The following is an 18,137-nucleotide window of genomic DNA, read 5'->3' on the forward strand; positions in this document are numbered from 1 at the left end:
GACATCAAAAGGACCCTCTCGCATGCGCACGCCTCTGCTCAACCGACTTCTACCCTTCGCCGCGCTGCTGGCGCTGGCCGCCTTTTCGTTCAGCGGCAGTGATTACTACACCGGCCTTGCGGTGAAGATCATGATCTACGCGATCTTCGCGCTGAGCCTGCAACTGCTGGTCGGCGGCGCCGGGCTGGTCAGCCTGGGACACGCCGCGTTCTTCGGCATCGGCGCGTACGTGGCGGCGCTGCTGTCGCCGGAGTCTGAAGCGGCCGGGCTGTGGTGGCTGCTGCCAGCCGCCCTGCTCGCAGCCGCCGCCTATGCGCTGGTCACCGGCGCGCTCGCGCTGCGCACGCGCGGCGTGTACTTCATCATGGTCACGCTGGCCTTCTCGCAGATGGCCTACTACGTCTTCCACGACACCAAGATCGGCGGCGGCAGCGACGGCATCTATCTGTACTTCCGGCCCGAACTCTCGCTGGGCGGCTGGATGCCGTTCGATTTAAGCAATGGCAGCACGTTCTACTTCTTCGTCCTGGCGTGCCTGGCGCTGGCGTGGGGGTTTCTGGCGCTGCTGCGGCGCTCGCCCTTCGGCGCGGCGCTGGCCGGCATTCGCATCAACGAACAGCGCATGCGCGCGGCGGGCTATTCGACCTATCCGTACAAGCTGGCCGCGTACGTCATCGGCGCCACGCTCGCAGCGCTGGCGGGCTTTCTGTTTGCGTTGAAGGACGGCTTCGTCACGCCCGAACTGCTGGCGTGGGAACAATCCGGCTTGGTGCTGCTGATGGTCATCCTGGGCGGCATGGGCAGTCTGGGCGGCGCGGTGCTGGGCACGGTGACGATGGTGCTGCTGCAGGAACTGTTCCAGTCGCAGGAGTTGTTTGGCGACTACGCGCGCCACTGGCATCTGCCGCTGGGCATCGCGATCATTGCGCTGGTGGCGTTGCTGCCGAACGGGCTGGCAGGGTTGCCGGCGCAATGGCGCGAGCGGCGGCAGGCGCGCTTGGCGGATGCCGGAAAGGGCGCAGGCAAGGACACCCGAAGCGACCCCAGCCGGGACGCCATCACGCCGTCACGCGCGCCATCCAAGACGCCCGCCCCCCGCCTGCCGATTCAGGGAGAACGCCATGTCTGATGTCCTGCTTGCCGCCACCGCGGTCACGCGCCGTTTCGGCGGTCTCACTGCGGTCAACGGCGTGTCGCTGCAATTGCAGCGCGGTCAGGTGCACGCCGTCATCGGCACCAATGGGGCGGGCAAGTCCACGCTCATCAACATCCTGTCGGGCGAACTGGCGGCCAGCAGCGGGCAAGTCACGCTGGCGGGCCGCGACATCACCGCCTGGCCGCAACCCGAGCGTGCACGCGCCGGGCTGGGCCGCAGCTACCAGCGATCCACGATCTTTCCGGAACTCAGCGTGTTCGAGAACTGCCGGCTTGCGGCGCAGGCCAGCCGGCAGCGCTTCTGGCACTGGTGGCGCGACGCCGCGAGCTGCCGTCGCAGCGCCGACCTGGCCGGCGAGGCGCTGGACCGCACGGGCCTGACGGGCGACGCGATGCAACCCGCCGGTCTGCTGGCCCACGGCCGCAAGCGCCAGTTGGAGATCGCGATGTGCCTCGCGGGCGAACCGCAGGTGCTGCTGTTGGACGAACCGTTGGCGGGGATGGGTCCCGAGGAAACCGACCGCATCCTGGACCTGCTGCAGACGCTGAAGGCCGGCCACGCGATCCTGCTGGTCGAACACGACATGGACGCCGTGTTCCGCATCGCCGAAACCATCACCGTGATGGTCAACGGCAGCGCGATCGCAAGCGGCGCGCCGCCGCAGATCCGCGCCAATCCCGAGGTGCGCACCGCTTACCTGGGCGAAGACGGACAAGGAGCGCATTGATGCACACGCTGATCGAAGCCGGCGGCCTGCACGTCTACTACGGCGCCAGCCATGTGCTGCGAGGCGTGGACATGCACATCGCACCGGGCGAATCCGTGGGTCTGGTGGGCCGCAATGGCATGGGCAAGACAACGCTCATCCGCAGCCTGATGGGCCATGTGAAAAGCGCGCAGGGCAACGTGCGGGTGCGGGGCAGCGACTGCACGCACGCGCAGCCGCACGCGATTGCTCGCATGGGTGTGGCCTACGTGCCCGAAGGGCGCGGCATCTTTCCCAACCTGAACGTGCGCGAGAACCTGCAGGTCGCCGCATGGCCGGGCAAGCGCGCCGGCCAGGACTGGACGTATGCGCGCGTGCTGGACACGTTTCCGCGCCTGCGCGAGCGCCTGGGCCACGGCGGCCAGCAGTTGTCGGGCGGCGAGCAGCAGATGCTGGCCATCGGCCGGGCGTTGATGACCAATCCCGACCTCTTGATCCTGGACGAGGCCACCGAAGGCCTTGCGCCGCTGATCGTGGCGGAGATCTGGCGCATCATCCGCGACATCCGCGCGACCGGCATGTCCACGCTGATCGTGGACCGCAACTACCGCGCGGTGCTGGAACACACCGATCGGTGTCTGGTCATGGAGAAGGGATTGATCGTGCAGGATGGCGATAGCGCGTCGCTGGCCCGGCAGCCGGAGCAGTTGACGCGCTATCTGGGGGTGTAGCAGCGGGGCGCGTGCGAAGACTGTTCGCCAAGCGCCCGCGCCAATGCGGCAATCGTCAGATCACCGCTTCGATCAGGAACGGGCCGCGGCGCTTCAAGCCTTCGGCCAGCGCGCGCGCAAAGCCTTCGACCGTATCCACGCTGACCGCTTCAACGCCCATGCCGCGCGCCAGATGCGTCCATTCCAGATGCGGATCCTGCAGGTCCAGCATGCGGCGCGCGTTGCGGCCCGGTTCCTGCACGCCCACGTTCTTCATCTCGCCGTGCAGCGTGGCGTAGGAACGGTTGGCCAGGATGATGGTCAGGCAATCCAGATTCTCGCGCGCCTGCGTCCACAAGGCCTGCAAGGTGTACATGCCGCTGCCGTCCGCCTGCAGGGTCACGACCTTGCGATCGGGGCACGCCACTGCCGCGCCCGTCGCCATCGGCAGGCCGATGCCGATGGCGCCGCCGGTCAGCATCAGCCAGTCGTGCGGCGCGCTGTTGACGCTGTAGAGCGGAAATTCGCGGCCCTGCGTGATGGACTCGTCGCAGACGATGGCCTGCTCGGGCAGGTGGTGCGCGACCAGGATGTTGACCGCGGCGCCGGTCAGCTTGCCGGACGCAGGCACTTCGTAGCTGGGCGCGGGCGCCACCAGCCGCGGCGCGTCGGCGGCGATGCCCAGTTCGTCGGCCAGCCATTCCAGCGCGTGCGGCAGGTCCTGGTCGGCGGTGGCCAGCACGAGCTGGTTGCTGTCCTGCGGGGCCAGCAGGCTGGGCTTGCCGGGGTAGGCAAAAAAGCCAACCGGCGATTTTGCGCCCGCCAGCACCAGATGCTTCACGTCCTTCAGCTTGGCCACGGCCATGTCGATCGGATACGGCAGGCGGTCCACGGGGGTGCGCGAGCCGCCGCGCTCGATGCGGCGGTTCGACGTTTCCGACACCAGGCGCACCCCGGTGGCCCGCGCAATCCGGCCGGCGGCGTTCAGGGCGCGCTCGCGCAGCGCGGCGCCACCCAGCATCAGCACGGTGACTTCGCCCGAACGGATGGCGGCGGCGGCGGCGCGAACGGCGTCGGCGGTGGTCTGCGCCAACGGCTCGTCCTTGGCCACGATGGGCGCGGGCGCGTTATCGGGCAGCTCGGTCCAGGCCGTGTCGGCCGGCAGGATCAGCGTGGCGATGTTGCCCGGCGAACGGCGCGCCACGGCCACGGCCTCGGCGGCGTCCGCGGACAAGGCCGATGCCGTCATCGTGCGCTTGACCCAGTGCGACATCGGCCGCGCCACGCCTTCCACGTCGCTGGTCAGCGGCGCGTCGTACTGCACGTGATAGGTGGCGTGGTCGCCCACGATGTTGACCATCGGCGTGCGCGCACGCTTGGCGTTGTGCAGATTGGCAAGGCCATTGCCCAGGCCCGGGCCCAGGTGCAGCAGCGTGGCTGCCGGCTTGTCGGCCATGCGCGCGTAGCCGTCGGCCGCGCCCGTCACCACGCCTTCGAACAGGCCCAGCACGCAGCGCATCTTGGGCTTGCGATCCAGGGCCGCCACAAAGTGCATCTCGGATGTGCCCGGATTTGCAAAGCAAACGTCCACATCATTGGCAAGCAAGGTGTCGCAAAGGCTATCGGCGCCGTTCATCGTTGTTTCCCTGGTAGTTATCAATGGCAGTAGCGGGTGGCAAGGCCACCCGCGCAACGGACATCATAGGGAGCCTGGCGGATTCGCGATAGTGCCATTTCCGCTTGCGCGCATGGAACCATTCCGGGCAGTGTTCCGCCTGGCGGAACATAACAGGGCGGCGCCCGGGAAGCAGACGGTCGCCCCCGGTTCGCATGCCGTCAGAACGTGGCGCGCAGCGCGAGGCGGAAAGTGCGCGGCTGGCCGAAGTAATTGAAGTAGTCGGTGTTGCCCACCGACTGGTAGTAATTCCGGTCGAAGAGATTGTCCACATTGAACTGCACCGCCAGGTTCTTGTTGACGTCGTAGACCGCATGCAGGCCGACCAGCGTGTAGGCGCCCTGCGAAATCCTGTAGTCGACTCCACCCGTCGTGCCGGTGTTGAAGATGCCGCTCTGCGCATAGACCGAGCCGCCCACGCGCAGCTTGTTCCATTGGTCCGGCAGTCGGTAGTCGGTGGACACCTTCAGCAGGTGACGCGGAAAGGTGCTGGCAAATGTCTGGCCGGCGAGCGGACCCTGCGCATATTTGGACTGCGTGTACGTGTAGCCCAGGCTGACATTCCAGGCCGGCGTGATGGCGCCGTTGATCTCGAAGTCCACGCCCCGGTTGCGCACCTTCTCGGCAGCGCGAAAGCACGAAAGGACGCCCGGCGGGCACAGGTCCATGTCGTAGATCCGGTCGGCCCGGCCCTTCTGGTCCGTCTGGAACAGCGCCAGCGCGGCGTTCACCCGGCGGTCCATGAACTCGCCCTTCAGACCAATCTCGTAGTTCTGCCCCGTCATCGGCGGCAGCACGCTGCCGTCGACGCCAATGTTTTCCTGCGGCTTGAAGATTTCGGTATAGCTGGCGTACGCCGACAGGTTCTCGTTCAGGTCCTGCACCACACCAGCGTACGGCGTGACCTTGCCGCGCTGCTCATAGCGGCTTCCTGTGCGCACGGTGGTCTGCGCAAAGCGGTCGAATTCGAACCAGCTCATGCGCGCACCGACGAGGAAGGTCGTGCTGTCGGTCAGGCTGAAGCGGCCGGCGGTGTAAATCCCTTGCTGCTTCTGCGTGATGTTGTACTGCCACATGTCCACGTCCAGCCCGGTCGGCACGGGCGGATCGAAGGCGCTCAGGTCGTTCATGTCGACCACGTAGCGATAGCTGGCGTCGCGCCCACCGTGATAGTCGAAGTCGTCCTTGCGCGTGGAGGCGCCCACCACCAGCTCATGCTGGCGGCCCAGCAATTGGAACGGGCCCGATGCATACGCGTCCACGCCCCACTGCGTATCGTTGAAATGGAAGAGGCGCGGGTTCAGTGTGAAAAGGTCGCCGGTGGTGCGCTGCGTGTAATTTCCCAGGAAGTCCGACTTGGCGGACAGCCAGTTCCCGGCCAGGGTGAACTTCCAGCCGTTGTCGAATTCATGCCTGATGTCGGCGAACAGGTTGGTGTTGCGCTTGTTCACGTAGTTCCAGTCGCCGACCAGGCTCGTCTTGCGCGACATCGGGTAGAACGAACCGTCGGTCCGCGTCGGCAGGCCGGACCAGTCATAGCCCTGGTTGCGGTCCTTCTGGTAGGTCAGGCCCGCCGTCACCGTGGTGGCGGGCGTGATGTCGGCCTCCAGGATGCCGTAGAAGAGCGTGTTCTCCTTGCCCGCATGTTGCTGGAAGTCGCCTGAATTGGTGTAAGCCATCACGGCGCGTCCGCGCAGCGTCTTGGCGTCGTTCAAAGGCGAGGACACGTCGAGCATGGTGCGGTAGTCGTCCCACGATCCCGCCGACACCGTCATGACCCCCGTCGTCTCGTAGCCGGGCCGCTTGCGCACCAGGTTGATGGCGGCCGCCGGGTTGCCGGCCCCTTCCAGCAGGCCCGTGGCGCCGCGCACGACCTCGACCCGGTCATAGATCTCGGTGGTGGGTTTGTTGATGGCGTCGAACGAATACGGGTTGGTGATGTTGACCGGCACGCCGTCGATTTGCAGGTTGTCGATCTGTTGGCCACGCGCCTGGTAGGTCGAGCGCTCCGAACCGCTCTGAACCACCGAAATGCCGGTGGTCGCCTGCAACACGTCGTCCAGGTTCCGCATGGACTGGTCATCCATGCGCTGGCGCGTCACCACCGTTACCGATTGCGGCGTCTCGCGCTGCGACAGGTTCAGGCGCGTGGCGCTGTTCGTCACCTGCACGACGTAGGTGTCACTGGTATCCACGGGCGGCAAATTACCGGACACCGTGACCGGTGCGAGCGTGGGGGTCTGAGGCGGCGCACGCCGCAGGGTCAGCGTGCCGTCCGCGGCCTGTGTGGATTCGAGTCCGCTGCCCGCCAGGGCGGCGCGCAGCGCAGCGTCCGTGGTGTATACGCCCCGCACCGCGGGGGCATTCAGGCCGCGCACGAGCTGCGGATCGTAGGAAACGACGGTCCGGCTCAACCTCGCAATCTCGGTCAGCGTTGCGTCCAGGCTGCCAGCGGGCAGATCGAACGCGATGGGCGCCCGCGGCTGGGCCTGGACGGGCTGGCCAAGGCTGGACGCCGCCAGGACCACGGCGATACTCAGGACATGGGGAACAGGCAAAACGCGCATGAAGCTCTCCGATACGTTGCGCACAGTGATATCTGGGTATGTGCCGCGAGATCGGAAAAGTGACAGTCCTCGTGCGAAAAAAAGTGAAAAAAACCGGTCAGGCCGGACGGACGTCGATCAAAGTGAGCCAGCGCGTATAGCGGCTGACCGTGATCGGCAGCGTGTGTTCCAGCGCGCTCAGCGCGCGGTCGGTGTCGTCCAGCGGATAGAGACCGGACACCGCCAGGCGGGCGGCCTGCGGGCTGACGCGCAGCACGCCCGTGCGGTAGCTGGCCAGCGCCGCGGCAATCTCGCCCAGCGGCTGGTCGCGCACCTTCAGCCATCCCTCGCGCCACGACGCGGCGTCTTCCATCGCTTGCGGGCGGTCCGCCCAGGCGGCGCCAAAACGCGCGCCCTGCCCCATCGCCAGCGTCAGCGGCGACGCATCGCGCGGAAGCACTTCGACGCTGCTCTGCAACGCCACGGCCAGGCTGGCTTCCTCTTCCAGCCGCACCATGCAGCCCGCGCCCGCGCTGCGGACCTGCCCGTGCGCCGTGTGCACCGCAAACATCGCCGTAAGGCCGGTGCGCGGCTGCACCACCAACGCGCCCTCCAGCAGCCGCACGCTGCGCGCGTCCGCCGTGAAGTCCAAGTCCACCCGGCTGCGCGCATCCAGGGTCAGCAGGCTGCCGTCCGGCAGCGTGTAGGTCCGGCGTTCCCCCGTGGCGGTGCCCAGATCGGCCGTCAGATTGCCCAGCGGGGAAATGCGGTTGGCCACCCAGCCGCCGGCCGCGGCGGCGCCGGCCAAGGCGGCCGCGTTGAGCAGCACGCGGCGGCGCGCCGGACGCACCAGCGTGCGCCGCAGCGCGTGATGCTCGTTCTTCATGACCGATTCCAGCCGTCCCACCGACTGGCTCAGGCCCTGCTGCAGCCGCGCCCAGGCATGTTCGTGGGCCGGGTCAGCCGCGCGCCAGGCGGCACAGGCGGCGTGATCGGCGTCCGTCGCCTCGCCCGAGGTCAGCTTGACCCAGAAGCCGATCGCGCGGTCCCCGGCCTCGGCCACGGTTTGCTCGCGGCTCATTGCGCATCCGCCAGCGCGTAGCAGCGCTGCAGCGCCTGCGAGATGTACTGGCGCACCATGCTCACCGACACGCCCAGCGCGGCGGCGATTTCCTTGTGCGTCAGGCCGTCGAGCTGGCTGTACAGGAACGCGGCGCGCGCCTTCGCAGACAGGCCGTCGAGCATCTGGTCCACCTGCTGCAGCGTCTGCAGGATGGCAAGCTGTTCCTGCGGCGACGGCGCAAACTGCTCGCCCTGATGAAACAGGCTTTCCAGCCACGCGGCTTCCAGCTCGCGGCGGCGCCACAGTTTCCAGACCAGGCGTTTGGCGATGGTGATGATGAGCGCGCGCGGCTCGCGCACGGAGGCGAGACGCGGCGTCTGGATGAGCTGCACGAACGTGTCGCCCGCGACGTCTTCGGCGTCTTCGAGGTTGCGCAGCCGGGTGTAAAGGCGACCCAGCAGCCATGGCCTGTCTTCGGTGTAGATCCGGGCCAGCAGAGGATGGTCCGAGGTAAGCGTGGAAGGCGGAAGCATGGCGCGGCGGGCGGTTATCTGCAAATGGGAATCGCTCGCATTCTATCGCAGACGTGCCAAGGCGTCCCCTTTCCGAGGCACGCCTCGTTCCCGTTCGGGTCGCACCCGGAAACAGCAAGGCCTCCCGAAGGAGGCCTTGCACGATCACATCCGACGGGTTTGTCCGTCCGCTATGGGTGATTACCCATCAACGGATCGGCCACGGATACATCGCGCCGCCCTGGTTCCACAGCGCGTTCGTGCCGCGTTGCAGGCCCAGCTTGCTGTCCTTGCCCACATTGCGCTCGAACACCTCGCTGTAGTTGCCGACCGCCTTAATGGCGTTGTAGGCCCACTTCTCATCCAGGCCCATGTTCTTGCCGGCGCCCGGCGTCACGCCCAGGATGCGCAGCACGTTGGGGTTCTTGCTCTTGAGCATGTCGTCCACGTTCTTCTGCGTGATGCCGTATTCCTCGGCTTCCAGCAGCGCGAACAGCGTCCAGCGCACGATGCCCAGCCAGTTCTCGTCGCCCTGGCGCACCATGGGGCCCAGCGGCTCCTTCGAGAAGCGTTCCGGCAGAATCTCGTAGTCGTTGGGATTGGCGACCTGCGTGGCGCGCACGGCGGCCAGTTGCGAGGCGTCGTCGGTGAAGGCGTCGCAGCGGCCGGATTCAAAGGCGCGCACGACTTCGGTCACCTTGTCGATCACGACCGGCTTGAACTCGATGTTGTTGGCGCGGAACCAGTCGGCCAAGTTCAGTTCGGTGGTGGTGCCCGGCTGCACGCAGACCGTGGCGCCGTTCAGTTCCTTGGCGCTCTTGACGCCCAGTTTCTTGCTCACCAGGATGCCCTGGCCGTCATAGAAACTGGCGGCAACTGCGGACAGGCCCAGCGACGTGTCGCGCGTCTGGGTCAGCGTCACGGTGCGCAGCAGCACGTCGACCTCGCCCGATTGCAGCGCGGTGAAGCGTTGCTGGGTGGACAGCGCGGTGCCCTTGAACTTCGAGGCATCGCCGAACACCGCCGCCGCCACCGCGCGGCAGATGTCCACGTCCATGCCTTCCCATTCGCCCTTGCTGTTCGTCGCGGAGAATCCGGAGACGCCGTCCGTCAGGCCGCATTGCACGAATCCCTTCTTTTTCACCGCGTCCAGCGTGGGACCGGCCATCGCCGCCTGGGACGCGCAGGCCAGGGCAATCGCGCCGGCCGCAACCATCAATTTCCGCTTCATGTTCTGCTTCTCCTGAGATAGATGACCGCCCTGGGCTTGTAGCCGGGGACAGTTGAAACCAGGTCCTGCCTTACCGGACCGGCCGCCAGATTAAGGCATGTCCACAGCGTGAACAACGCGCCGATCCCTAGTGAAAACCCGTAAAAATGGCGCACCGGTGAACGCGAACCCCTTGTCCGGTGATCGAACTTTTTTGGCGGGGACATGCGCCGTCGTGCCGATTTCCCCGTGCCATACTTTTTTTGCGTCTTTGTCCGATAGCCGGCAAAGCCGCAGACCCTTAAAAGCCGTCGCGTCACATAAAAACCCGGACGCGCAGCGGCAATCGGCCGATTCATGGAGGAGACAAGTCCATGGCACATGCATGCAAGTCGCAGCCTCATCACCCGGCGGCCACTGACCGCCGCCGCGTTATCAAACACGTGCTGTTCGCCGCGCTGGCGGCGGCCGGCGTGGCCACCGGCACCGCCCACGCGGCCGATAACTGGCCCAGCAAGCCGATCAAGATCATCGTGCCGTACACGCCGGGCGGTTCCACCGACATCGTGACGCGCATCGTGATGGAAAAGCTGGGACCGCGGCTGAACCAGACCATCGTTGTCGAGAATCGCCCCGGCGCAAACAGCAGCCTGGGGTCGGCGCTAGCCGCCAAGGCGGAACCCGACGGCTATACGTTCCTGTCGATGCTGCCGGCCTACATCATCAACTTCCATCTCTACAAGCTGGGTTACACGCCCGCGGACCTGACGCCCGTTGTGCAGATGGCGGACCTGCCGCTGTTCCTGTTCGTGGCGAACGAGCTTCCCGTCAAGACCGTGGCGGAGCTGGTCGCGTATGCCCGCAAGAATCCGGACAAGCTCACCTACGCATCCAGCGGCAACGGCTCCAGCGCGCACCTGACCGGCGCCGACTTTGCGCTGCAGAACAAGATCACGATGACGCACGTGGCGTACAAGGGCAGCGCGCCGATCCTGACCGACATCCTCGGCAACCGCGTAAGCATGGTGTTCGATCCCGTGCTGGTGCCGATGCAATACGTGAAGCAGAACCGCCTGAAGGCGCTGGCGTTCACGGGCAAGGAACGCTGGCCCACGGAACCGGACATTCCCACCATGGAAGAAGCCGGCATGCCGGGCTTTGTCACCGGCTCGTGGGCCGGCCTGATGGCGCCGGCCAACACGCCCAAGCCGATCATCGAACGCATGGCGCGCGAGATCAGCGAGATCGTCAAGGAGCCGGACGTGCGCCAGAAGTTCGTGGATGCGGGCTTTCTGCCGGTGGGCGGCACGCCGGCGGAGTTTGCCGATTTGATGAAGAAGGACTCGGCACGCTACGCCGAGATCATCAAGCAGGCCAACATCACCGTGAACTGAGCGGGGCCGGGCGCCTCGGCGCCCGCCTCATCGGAGTCCCCCCAATGATCGACAAGTTCATCGACACGCCGGAAGCCGCCGTTGCGGATGTGCATGACGGCGCCATCGTGCTCATCAGCGGCTTCGGCGGCGCCGGCATGCCCACCGAACTGATCCACGCCCTCATCGACCAAGGCGCGCGCGAACTCACCGTGGTCAGCAACAACGCCGGCAACCGCGAGACGGGCCTGGCCGCGCTGGTCAAAGCCGGACGCGTACGCAAGGTGATCTGCTCGTTTCCGAAGGCTTCGCACTCCTGGGTCTTCGACGAACTCTACCGGCAAGGCCGCATCGAGCTCGAATGCGTGCCGCAAGGCACCATCGCCGAACGCTTGCGCGCGGCCGGCGCGGGACTGGGCGGCTTCTTCACGCCCACCGCCTACGGCACCGAGCTTGCGCGCGGCAAGGAGACCCGCATCATCAACGGCCGCGGCCACGTGTTCGAGGAGCCGCTGCATGGCGACTTTGCGCTGGTCAAGGCCGACCGCGGCGACCGCTGGGGCAACCTGACCTACAACATGAGCGCGCGCAACTTCGGCCCCATCATGTGCATGGCCGCCAAGACGACCATCGTGCAGGTGCGCGCCAAGGCTGAATTGGGCGAACTGCCGCCCGAGGCCGTGGTGACGCCGGGCATCTTCGTCAAGCGCGTGACCGAAGTGCCTAACGCCGCCTTTTCCAGTTGACGCCATTCCGCTTGAAGGAGTCCGCATGTTTCATCCCCTGACCCGCGAAGCCATGGCGCGCCGCCTGGCCTTGGACATTCCCGACGGCAGCTACGTGAACCTCGGCATCGGCATGCCGGTGCTGGTGGCCGCCCATCTACCCGAGGGCCGAGAGATCGTGCTGCACAGCGAGAACGGCATCCTCGGCATGGGGCCGCCCCCGGCCGAGGCCGACATCAACCTGGACCTCATCAACGCCGGCAAGCAACCGGTGACCCTGCTGACCGGCGGCTCGTATTTCCATCACGCGGACTCGTTCGCGATGATGCGCGGCGGCCATCTGGACATCTGCGTGATGGGCGGCATGCAGGTTGCGGCCAACGGCGATCTGGCGAACTGGTCGCTGAACAAGCCCGGCGAAGCGCCGGCCGTCGGCGGCGCGATGGATCTGGCCGTGGGCGCGCGCAGCGTGTTCATCATGATGGAGCACAACAGCAAGAACGGTGATCCCAAGATCGTCGAGCGCTGCACCTATCCGCTGACCGGCGCGGGCGTGGTGGACCGCATCTACACGGACCTCGCGGTCATCGACGTCACGCCAGACGGCCTGGTGGTCCGGGATATGATCGACGGCATGACGCTAACCGAACTGCAGACGCGCACCGGCGCGCCCCTGCGCGCAGCCTGATGCTGCCCAACCTGCCCGCTCCCGGCTACGCCGCGCCGCCCACGGCCGAAGACCATCCGGACCAGTTGCGCGGCGATCCGGACTATATGCTGACGCTGGCGCGCGGCCTGCACGTCATCCGCGCCTTCGGCACGCGCCGCCATCCGCAGACCGCGGCCGAACTGAGCCGGCGCGCCGGCCTGCCGCGCGCCGTCGTGCAACGCTGCCTGCACACGCTGATCCTCTTGGGCATGGCCGAGCAGCACGGCAGGCTCTACGTGCTGACGCCGCGCATTCTGGGGCTGGGCTACGCGTACTTTTCGTCCACGCCGTTCGTTTCGCTGGCGCAGCCGGTGCTGGAAGAATTGAGCGCGACCGTGAACGAGACCTGCGCGCTCGCCATCATGGAAGGCCACGAAATGCTTTACCTCGCGCGGTCCGAGGTGAACCGTCTGCTGGCCACGTCGATGGGGTTGGGAAGCCGCCTGCCCGCGTATTGCACGTCGATCGGGCGCGTACTGCTGGCGGAACTGCCGGAGCCTGCGCTGGCGCGGTACTTCGCGGCGACCGACCTGCAGCCCTATACCGAGTTCACGCTGACCACCGAGGCAAAGTTGCGCGCGGAACTGGCGCGCATCCGCGAGCAGGGCTATGCGGTGGTCGACCAGGAACTGGAATTGAATGTGCGCGCGATCTCGGTGGCCGTGCGATCGGCCAGCGGCAAGGCCTGCGGGGCGGTGAATGTCAGCGTGAAGGCGGCGCGCGTGCCGCTCAGCCGCCTGCAGGAAGACTTCCTGCCGCCCTTGCGGCAGGCCGTGGAACGGATCGGGGAATTCCTGGCCGCGTGAGCGGCCGGCAGGTCACAGGCCGGTGGTGTCCAGCGTGAAGGCCGCGGCGGCGCGGCCGATGCGGTCGTTGACCGCGTGCCAGTCATCGGTGGCGGGCGGCGCCTGCACGATGATGCGCGCATAGCCCTGACCATCCAGATCGCGCAGCAGGCCGTACAGCGCCTGCGCATAGCGCGCCGGGTCCGCGGATACCGGTTGCCACTGCACGCGGGGATCGGCTGCGGCGGGTTGCGGGCCGTAGGCCACCAGCACCACGCGGCCTTCGGGCAGATTGCGTCCGGCCAGCACATCGTTCATGCGGGCCTCGTTGGCCAGTTCCAGCGGCGTGCGCGGCGCGTAATGGGCCTTCAACGTGCCGGACGCGCGCGGCGCCGCGGCGTCGGGCGCAAAGACCTGCACGCCCAGCACGGCCTCGATCTGCGCGGCGCTGATGTGGCCGGGCCGCAGCAGCACGGGCCCCGCGCCGCGATCCAGGCGCGACAGGTCGAGAATGGTGGATTCGATGCCAACGTCCGACGCGCCGCCTTCCAGCACGGGCATGCCGGCCGCGACTTCGTCGGGGAACTCGTTACGGACGTGCTCGGCGCGGGTGGGCGACACCTGGCCGAACTTGTTGGCCGATGGCGCCGCCACCCCGCCCTGCCCGTTCGGCTTGCCTGCCGCAAACGCCGCCAGCAGCGCCTGCGCCACCGGATGCGACGGACAACGGATGCCGATGCTGTCCTGCCCGCCGCTCACCGTGTCGACGATGTGCGGCGCGCGCTTCAGGATCAAGGTCAGCGGACCCGGCCAGAACGCGTCGATCAACAGTTGCGCTTCAGGCGGCACATTCGCCGCCCAATACGCCACGTCGCCGTGAGGCGCAATATGCACGATGACGGGATGGTTCGAGGGCCGGCCCTTGGCCGCGTAGATCTTGGCGACGGCCTGCGGGTTTTCAGCGTCCGCGCCCAGGCCGTAGACGGTCTCGGTCGGAAAGGCGGCCAGTTCGCCGTCCAGCATGCGCTGGGCGGCGTGGGCGATTTCCGCGGCGCTGGCGGAGGCGGACGGAGATGAGGACATCGGTTTGCCGTTTACTCGGGCGCCTGCATGCCCAGCGCGGCGGCCACGCGGGCAGCGTCGTCGCGGGCCTGCTGCAAGGTGGATGCCACGATCGTGATGTGGCCCATCTTGCGGCCACGGCGCGCCTCGCGCTTGCCGTACAGGTGCAGCTTGGCCGAGGGCACGGCCAGCGCGGCCGCCCAATCGGGCTCGCGTTGGGCGTCACCCGTTGCGCCGGCGTACCAGATGTCGCCCAGGATGTTCAGCATGACGGCGGGCGCCAGCAGGTCGGTGCCGCCCAGAGGCAGGCCGGCCATGGCGCGCGCCTGCTGCTCGAACTGGCTGGTGACGCAGGCGTCGATCGTGTAGTGGCCGCTGTTGTGCGGACGCGGCGCGATCTCGTTGACGATCAGACTGCCGTCCTTGAGCACGAAGAATTCCACGCACAGCACGCCGTGATAGCCCAGCCCCTGCGCGATGGCCTGCGCGGCTTCGGTGGCGCGGGCCTGGCGTTCGGCGTGGGCCGCGTCCTGCTGCACGGGCGCCGCGGTGGACACGGCGAGGATGCCGTCGACATGCACGTTGCGCGCCACGGGAAACACCACGCTGGCACCATCAAAGCCGCGCGCCAGCACGACCGAGATTTCGTAATCCAGCGGCATCAGCGCTTCCAGCACGCAAGCCACACCGCCGAATTCCGCGAAAGCGGCAATCGCCTCTTCGCGCGTGTTGATGCGAGCTTGGCCTTTGCCGTCGTATCCCAGACGCGCGACCTTGAGGATGCCGGGGAACAGCGCGTCCGATGCGGCGTTCAGATCGGCTTCGCTGCGGATGGCGGCGTGCGGCGCGACCGGGATGCCTTGCGCGGCGATGAAGGTCTTTTCAGCGATGCGGTCCTGCACGATGGCGACCGCATCCCCCGCCGGGCTCACGCGGCACTGGGTCGCCAGCGCGCGCAGGCTGTCTGCGGGAACGTTTTCGAATTCGGTGGTGACGGCCTGGCACGTCTGCGCCAGGCGGGCCAGGCCGGCCTCATCGTCATAGGCGGCCTGGATGTGCAGGTCGGCCACCATGCCGGCCGGGCATTCTGCGGCCGGGTCCAGCACCGCGACCTTGTAGCCCAGGCTTTGCGCGGCGTGACAGAACATGCGGCCCAGTTGGCCGCCGCCCAGCATGCCCAGCCAGCCGCCGGGCGCGATGAGGAAAGGAGTCGATTGAGTCATTCGGATCAGGCCTCGGGCGGAACCTTCATGTCGCGCGCGGCCTGCGTCTGGCGGGCGCGGAACGCCACGAGCTTTGCGTGCAAGCCGGCATCGGTGCCCGCCAGCGTGGCGATCACGTGCAGCGCGGCGTTGGCGGCGCCGGCTTCGCCGATGGCAAAGGTGGCCACCGGCACGCCCTTGGGCATCTGCACAATGGACAGCAGCGAGTCTTCGCCGCGCAGGTATTTGGAGGGGACCGGCACGCCGAACACCGGCACTTCGGTCAGGGCAGCCATCATGCCCGGCAGGTGCGCCGCGCCGCCGGCGCCGGCGATGATGCCGCGCAAGCCGCGCTGGTGCGCCGCGGCGCCGTACTCGGCCATGTCCTGCGGCATGCGGTGCGCGGAGATGACGCGCGCCTCGTAGGCCACGCCGAAATCCTCCAGCATCGTCACCGCGTGCTTCATGACCTCCCAATCGCTGGAAGATCCCATAATCACGCCCACCACGGGGGAGGCTTGCGCCGCTGCGGAAGTCTGGTCTGTCATAACCGGTGTCTAGTAGTTGAGACACGGCGCACGCGCCGCGAAATGTCGGGGGACCGCGGGACCGGCCCGCGAAACCCGCTATTTTACCCGGCGCTGAAGACTGCTACGGCAACGTGGCGCTTTTCAGCCAAAGGTAGCTGACCGGATCGTCCGGGCACGGCCCGAAACCGCACTGCAGCGTGGTGCTGCCGGCATTGGCCAGGGCGACGATGAAAAACAGGGCCATGACCACCATGCCCAGCATCGAGACGGGCTTTTTGAGCATGCTGTCGCCCCACTTGCGGTCCACGCACAGCATGACGACGCAGAACACGATGATCGCCGTGAAGGCAACGAACGCCCAGGTATAGAAGTGCACGCCCAGAAAGGGGGTGCCGTAGCCCGCGTCGCCCGGGGCGATGTGCAGCAGGACCTGGCGTCCCGCGGTCAGCATGCCGGCCAGCGCACCGGCAATGCTCATCGCATAGTGCATCGGCGACGGGCCCAGCCGCAGGTTCAAGAGGAAACCCACACCCGCAAGGATCAGCGCCACGCGCTGCAGCAGGCATAGCGGGCACGGCAATTCGTCGTAGGCGAATTGCCAGGCGAAGGCGATGCAGAGGATGCCGGTGACCCCGAGCAGCGCCAGGGCATTGAGGATGCGCGAGCCGCGCGCCGGATTGCTGGAAAAGATCATCGCTGCCGCTTCACAGGGACATCGCCAGCGGACTGGTCATGTGGTATTTGCACCAGGCGGCGAAGATGGCCAGGGTCAGCAGCCAGAAGGTAACGCACGGACGGCGCCGGCCCACGAGCCCAAACCATACTGCCAGCGTCCCAGTCACAAAGGGCAGCATCATCACCATGCGGCGCTCCTTTTCTCGGAAATCCCGTATCAAGCAGCGGTCGAGTATAGCGTAACAATCCGAAATAATTTCGCGCTGAAAATGCGGGTTTGCCCGAGGGGTTGCGTCAGCCTGCGGCGCCACGTCAAGGCCTGCCGGCGAAAAAAAACCGCTCGGACGACGAGCGGCTTTTTTGGTGTGGACGCGATCAGGCGATCAGGCGATCAGGCGGTCCAGGGCTTCGCGGTACTTCGCGGCCGTCTTTTCCAGCACTTCCTGCGGCAGGCGCGGCGCGGGCGGGGTCTTGTCCCACGTTTGCGTCTCGAGCCAGTCGCGCACGAACTGCTTGTCGAACGACGGGGGGCTGATGCCGACGCGGTAGCCGTCGGCGGGCCAGAAGCGCGACGAATCGGGCGTCAGCACTTCGTCCATCAGGTGCAGCGTGCCGTTGTCGTCCAGGCCGAACTCGAACTTGGTGTCGGCGATGATGATGCCCTTGGTGGCGGCAAAGGCGGCGGCTTCGGCGTACAACTTGAGCGTTACGTCGCGGATGCGCTCGGCCATTTCCTGGCCGACTTCCTTGACCACGTGCGCGAAGTCCACGTTCTCGTCGTGCATGCCGAACTCGGCCTTGGCGGCGGGCGTGAAGATGGGCTCGGGCAGCTTGCTGGCCTGCTGCAGGCCGGCCGGCAGCTTGATGCCGCAAACCGCGCCGGTCGCCTGGTAGTCCTTCCAGCCCGAACCGATCAGGTAGCCGCGGGCAACCGCTTCCACCAGGATGGGCTTCAGACGCTTGACCACCACGGCGCGGCCGCGCACCTGATCCACTTCGTCGGGCGCCACCACGTCTTCGGGCTTCACGCCGGTCGAGTGGTTGGGCAGGATGTGCGCGAGCTTCTGCAACCAGAATTCGGTCAGTTCGGTCAGCACCTGTCCCTTGCCGGGAATGGGGTCGTCAAGGATCACGTCAAATGCGGAGATGCGATCCGACGCGACGATCAGCAACTTGTCGTCGCCGACCGCGTACATATCGCGCACCTTGCCGCGTCCCAGCAGCGGCAGGGACTTGATGCTGGATTCATGCAAAGCAGAAGTCACGGGAATGGCCTATGGCAAAAATGAACATTCCCGCCGCGGGCGGACGCCAGGGCGGGAAGGGAAACGAAATCGGGCACCAGGCGGAGGCGGCGCCGGACGGCAGCTTCCGCAAAGCGCATAGATTACTGCAAATAAGTTCGTCTTGCCGCCGCTCCGGGCGCGGGGTAGGCTTTCTTTCCCATCCATGATTCGCGCCGGCCGCCCCGAGCGTCACGGCGCAACACCGCCCGGAG

Annotated in this window: 18 protein-coding genes; 7 read left to right on the forward strand and 11 right to left on the reverse strand. The window is 66.9% G+C overall.

Features of this window, described 5'->3' with window-relative positions:
* The first annotated feature begins 22 nt into the window (after positions 1–22).
* Genes B2W22_RS26060 through B2W22_RS26070 form a run of 3 tightly spaced genes read left to right on the forward strand, consistent with a single transcriptional unit; the run spans position 23 to position 2,593 of the window.
* Entirely contained in the window at positions 23–1,129 is a 1,107-nt protein-coding gene (locus B2W22_RS26060) for a branched-chain amino acid ABC transporter permease (protein WP_286940126.1), read from the forward strand.
* Complete coding sequence (locus B2W22_RS26065) at positions 1,122–1,883, forward strand: ABC transporter ATP-binding protein (RefSeq protein ID WP_286940128.1); 762 nt, start codon at positions 1,122–1,124, stop codon at positions 1,881–1,883. The genes B2W22_RS26060 and B2W22_RS26065 overlap by 8 nt, the downstream gene beginning before the upstream one ends.
* Positions 1,883–2,593, forward strand: coding sequence for an ABC transporter ATP-binding protein (locus B2W22_RS26070; protein ID WP_286940130.1), 711 nt, complete (start codon positions 1,883–1,885; stop codon positions 2,591–2,593). The genes B2W22_RS26065 and B2W22_RS26070 overlap by 1 nt, the downstream gene beginning before the upstream one ends.
* A gap of 55 nt (positions 2,594–2,648) precedes the next feature.
* On the opposite strand, the gene B2W22_RS26075 is transcribed toward B2W22_RS26070, so the two are convergent.
* The 5 genes from B2W22_RS26075 to B2W22_RS26095 form a co-directional block, all read right to left on the reverse strand.
* Positions 2,649–4,208: an acetolactate synthase large subunit gene (locus tag B2W22_RS26075; protein WP_286940133.1), complete on the reverse strand. Its 1,560-nt coding sequence runs from the start codon at positions 4,206–4,208 to the stop codon at positions 2,649–2,651.
* A gap of 200 nt (positions 4,209–4,408) precedes the next feature.
* Positions 4,409–6,814, reverse strand: a complete 2,406-nt coding sequence (locus B2W22_RS26080) for a TonB-dependent siderophore receptor (RefSeq protein ID WP_175125884.1) — start codon at positions 6,812–6,814, stop codon at positions 4,409–4,411.
* Positions 6,815–6,911: 97 nt separating this feature from the next.
* Positions 6,912–7,874, reverse strand: coding sequence for a FecR domain-containing protein (locus tag B2W22_RS26085; RefSeq protein ID WP_056570890.1), 963 nt, complete (start codon positions 7,872–7,874; stop codon positions 6,912–6,914).
* Complete coding sequence (locus B2W22_RS26090) at positions 7,871–8,389, reverse strand: sigma-70 family RNA polymerase sigma factor (RefSeq protein WP_056570892.1); 519 nt, start codon at positions 8,387–8,389, stop codon at positions 7,871–7,873. The genes B2W22_RS26085 and B2W22_RS26090 overlap by 4 nt, the downstream gene beginning before the upstream one ends.
* Positions 8,390–8,576: 187 nt before the next feature.
* Positions 8,577–9,599, reverse strand: coding sequence for an amino acid ABC transporter substrate-binding protein (locus tag B2W22_RS26095; protein ID WP_056570894.1), 1,023 nt, complete (start codon positions 9,597–9,599; stop codon positions 8,577–8,579).
* Between the two features lie 353 nt (positions 9,600–9,952).
* Here B2W22_RS26095 and B2W22_RS26100 point away from each other — a divergent pair, with 353 nt between their 5' ends.
* From B2W22_RS26100 to B2W22_RS26115, 4 genes are read left to right on the forward strand one after another with little or no spacing between them, the layout of a single operon-like run.
* Positions 9,953–10,972, forward strand: coding sequence for a Bug family tripartite tricarboxylate transporter substrate binding protein (locus B2W22_RS26100; protein ID WP_175186262.1), 1,020 nt, complete (start codon positions 9,953–9,955; stop codon positions 10,970–10,972).
* Between the two features lie 44 nt (positions 10,973–11,016).
* Entirely contained in the window at positions 11,017–11,697 is a 681-nt protein-coding gene (locus tag B2W22_RS26105) for a 3-oxoacid CoA-transferase subunit A (RefSeq protein WP_175186261.1), read from the forward strand.
* Positions 11,698–11,722: 25 nt separating this feature from the next.
* On the forward strand, positions 11,723–12,364 hold the full coding sequence (locus B2W22_RS26110) for a 3-oxoacid CoA-transferase subunit B (protein ID WP_175125880.1): 642 nt from the start codon (positions 11,723–11,725) through the stop codon (positions 12,362–12,364).
* Positions 12,364–13,191 carry an IclR family transcriptional regulator domain-containing protein gene (locus B2W22_RS26115; protein WP_175186259.1) on the forward strand — a complete coding sequence of 276 codons (828 nt, stop codon included), beginning with the start codon at positions 12,364–12,366 and terminating at the stop codon, positions 13,189–13,191. The genes B2W22_RS26110 and B2W22_RS26115 overlap by 1 nt, the downstream gene beginning before the upstream one ends.
* Before the next feature lie 12 nt (positions 13,192–13,203).
* Here B2W22_RS26115 and B2W22_RS26120 read toward each other — a convergent pair whose 3' ends face one another.
* From B2W22_RS26120 to B2W22_RS26145, 6 genes are all read right to left on the reverse strand, one after another.
* Entirely contained in the window at positions 13,204–14,253 is a 1,050-nt protein-coding gene (locus B2W22_RS26120; RefSeq protein WP_175125878.1) for an L-threonylcarbamoyladenylate synthase, read from the reverse strand.
* Positions 14,254–14,264: 11 nt separating this feature from the next.
* Positions 14,265–15,455 (reverse strand): 5-(carboxyamino)imidazole ribonucleotide synthase, encoded by a 1,191-nt coding sequence (locus B2W22_RS26125; protein ID WP_175125877.1) that lies wholly within the window; start codon positions 15,453–15,455, stop codon positions 14,265–14,267.
* Between the two features lie 5 nt (positions 15,456–15,460).
* Positions 15,461–15,982 (reverse strand): 5-(carboxyamino)imidazole ribonucleotide mutase, encoded by a 522-nt coding sequence (purE, locus tag B2W22_RS26130; RefSeq protein ID WP_056570908.1) that lies wholly within the window; start codon positions 15,980–15,982, stop codon positions 15,461–15,463.
* A 103-nt stretch (positions 15,983–16,085) separates the two neighbouring features.
* Entirely contained in the window at positions 16,086–16,658 is a 573-nt protein-coding gene (locus tag B2W22_RS26135; RefSeq protein WP_286940144.1) for a disulfide bond formation protein B, read from the reverse strand.
* Between the two features lie 10 nt (positions 16,659–16,668).
* Positions 16,669–16,827 carry a DUF5993 family protein gene (locus B2W22_RS26140; protein WP_175125874.1) on the reverse strand — a complete coding sequence of 53 codons (159 nt, stop codon included), beginning with the start codon at positions 16,825–16,827 and terminating at the stop codon, positions 16,669–16,671.
* 195 nt (positions 16,828–17,022) lie between these two features.
* On the reverse strand, positions 17,023–17,904 hold the full coding sequence (locus B2W22_RS26145; RefSeq protein WP_056570912.1) for a phosphoribosylaminoimidazolesuccinocarboxamide synthase: 882 nt from the start codon (positions 17,902–17,904) through the stop codon (positions 17,023–17,025).
* Positions 17,905–18,137 lie beyond the last annotated feature (233 nt).

The organism is Achromobacter sp. UBA4530, from assembly GCF_002388205.1.
GTDB lineage: Bacteria > Pseudomonadota > Gammaproteobacteria > Burkholderiales > Burkholderiaceae_B > Achromobacter > Achromobacter animicus.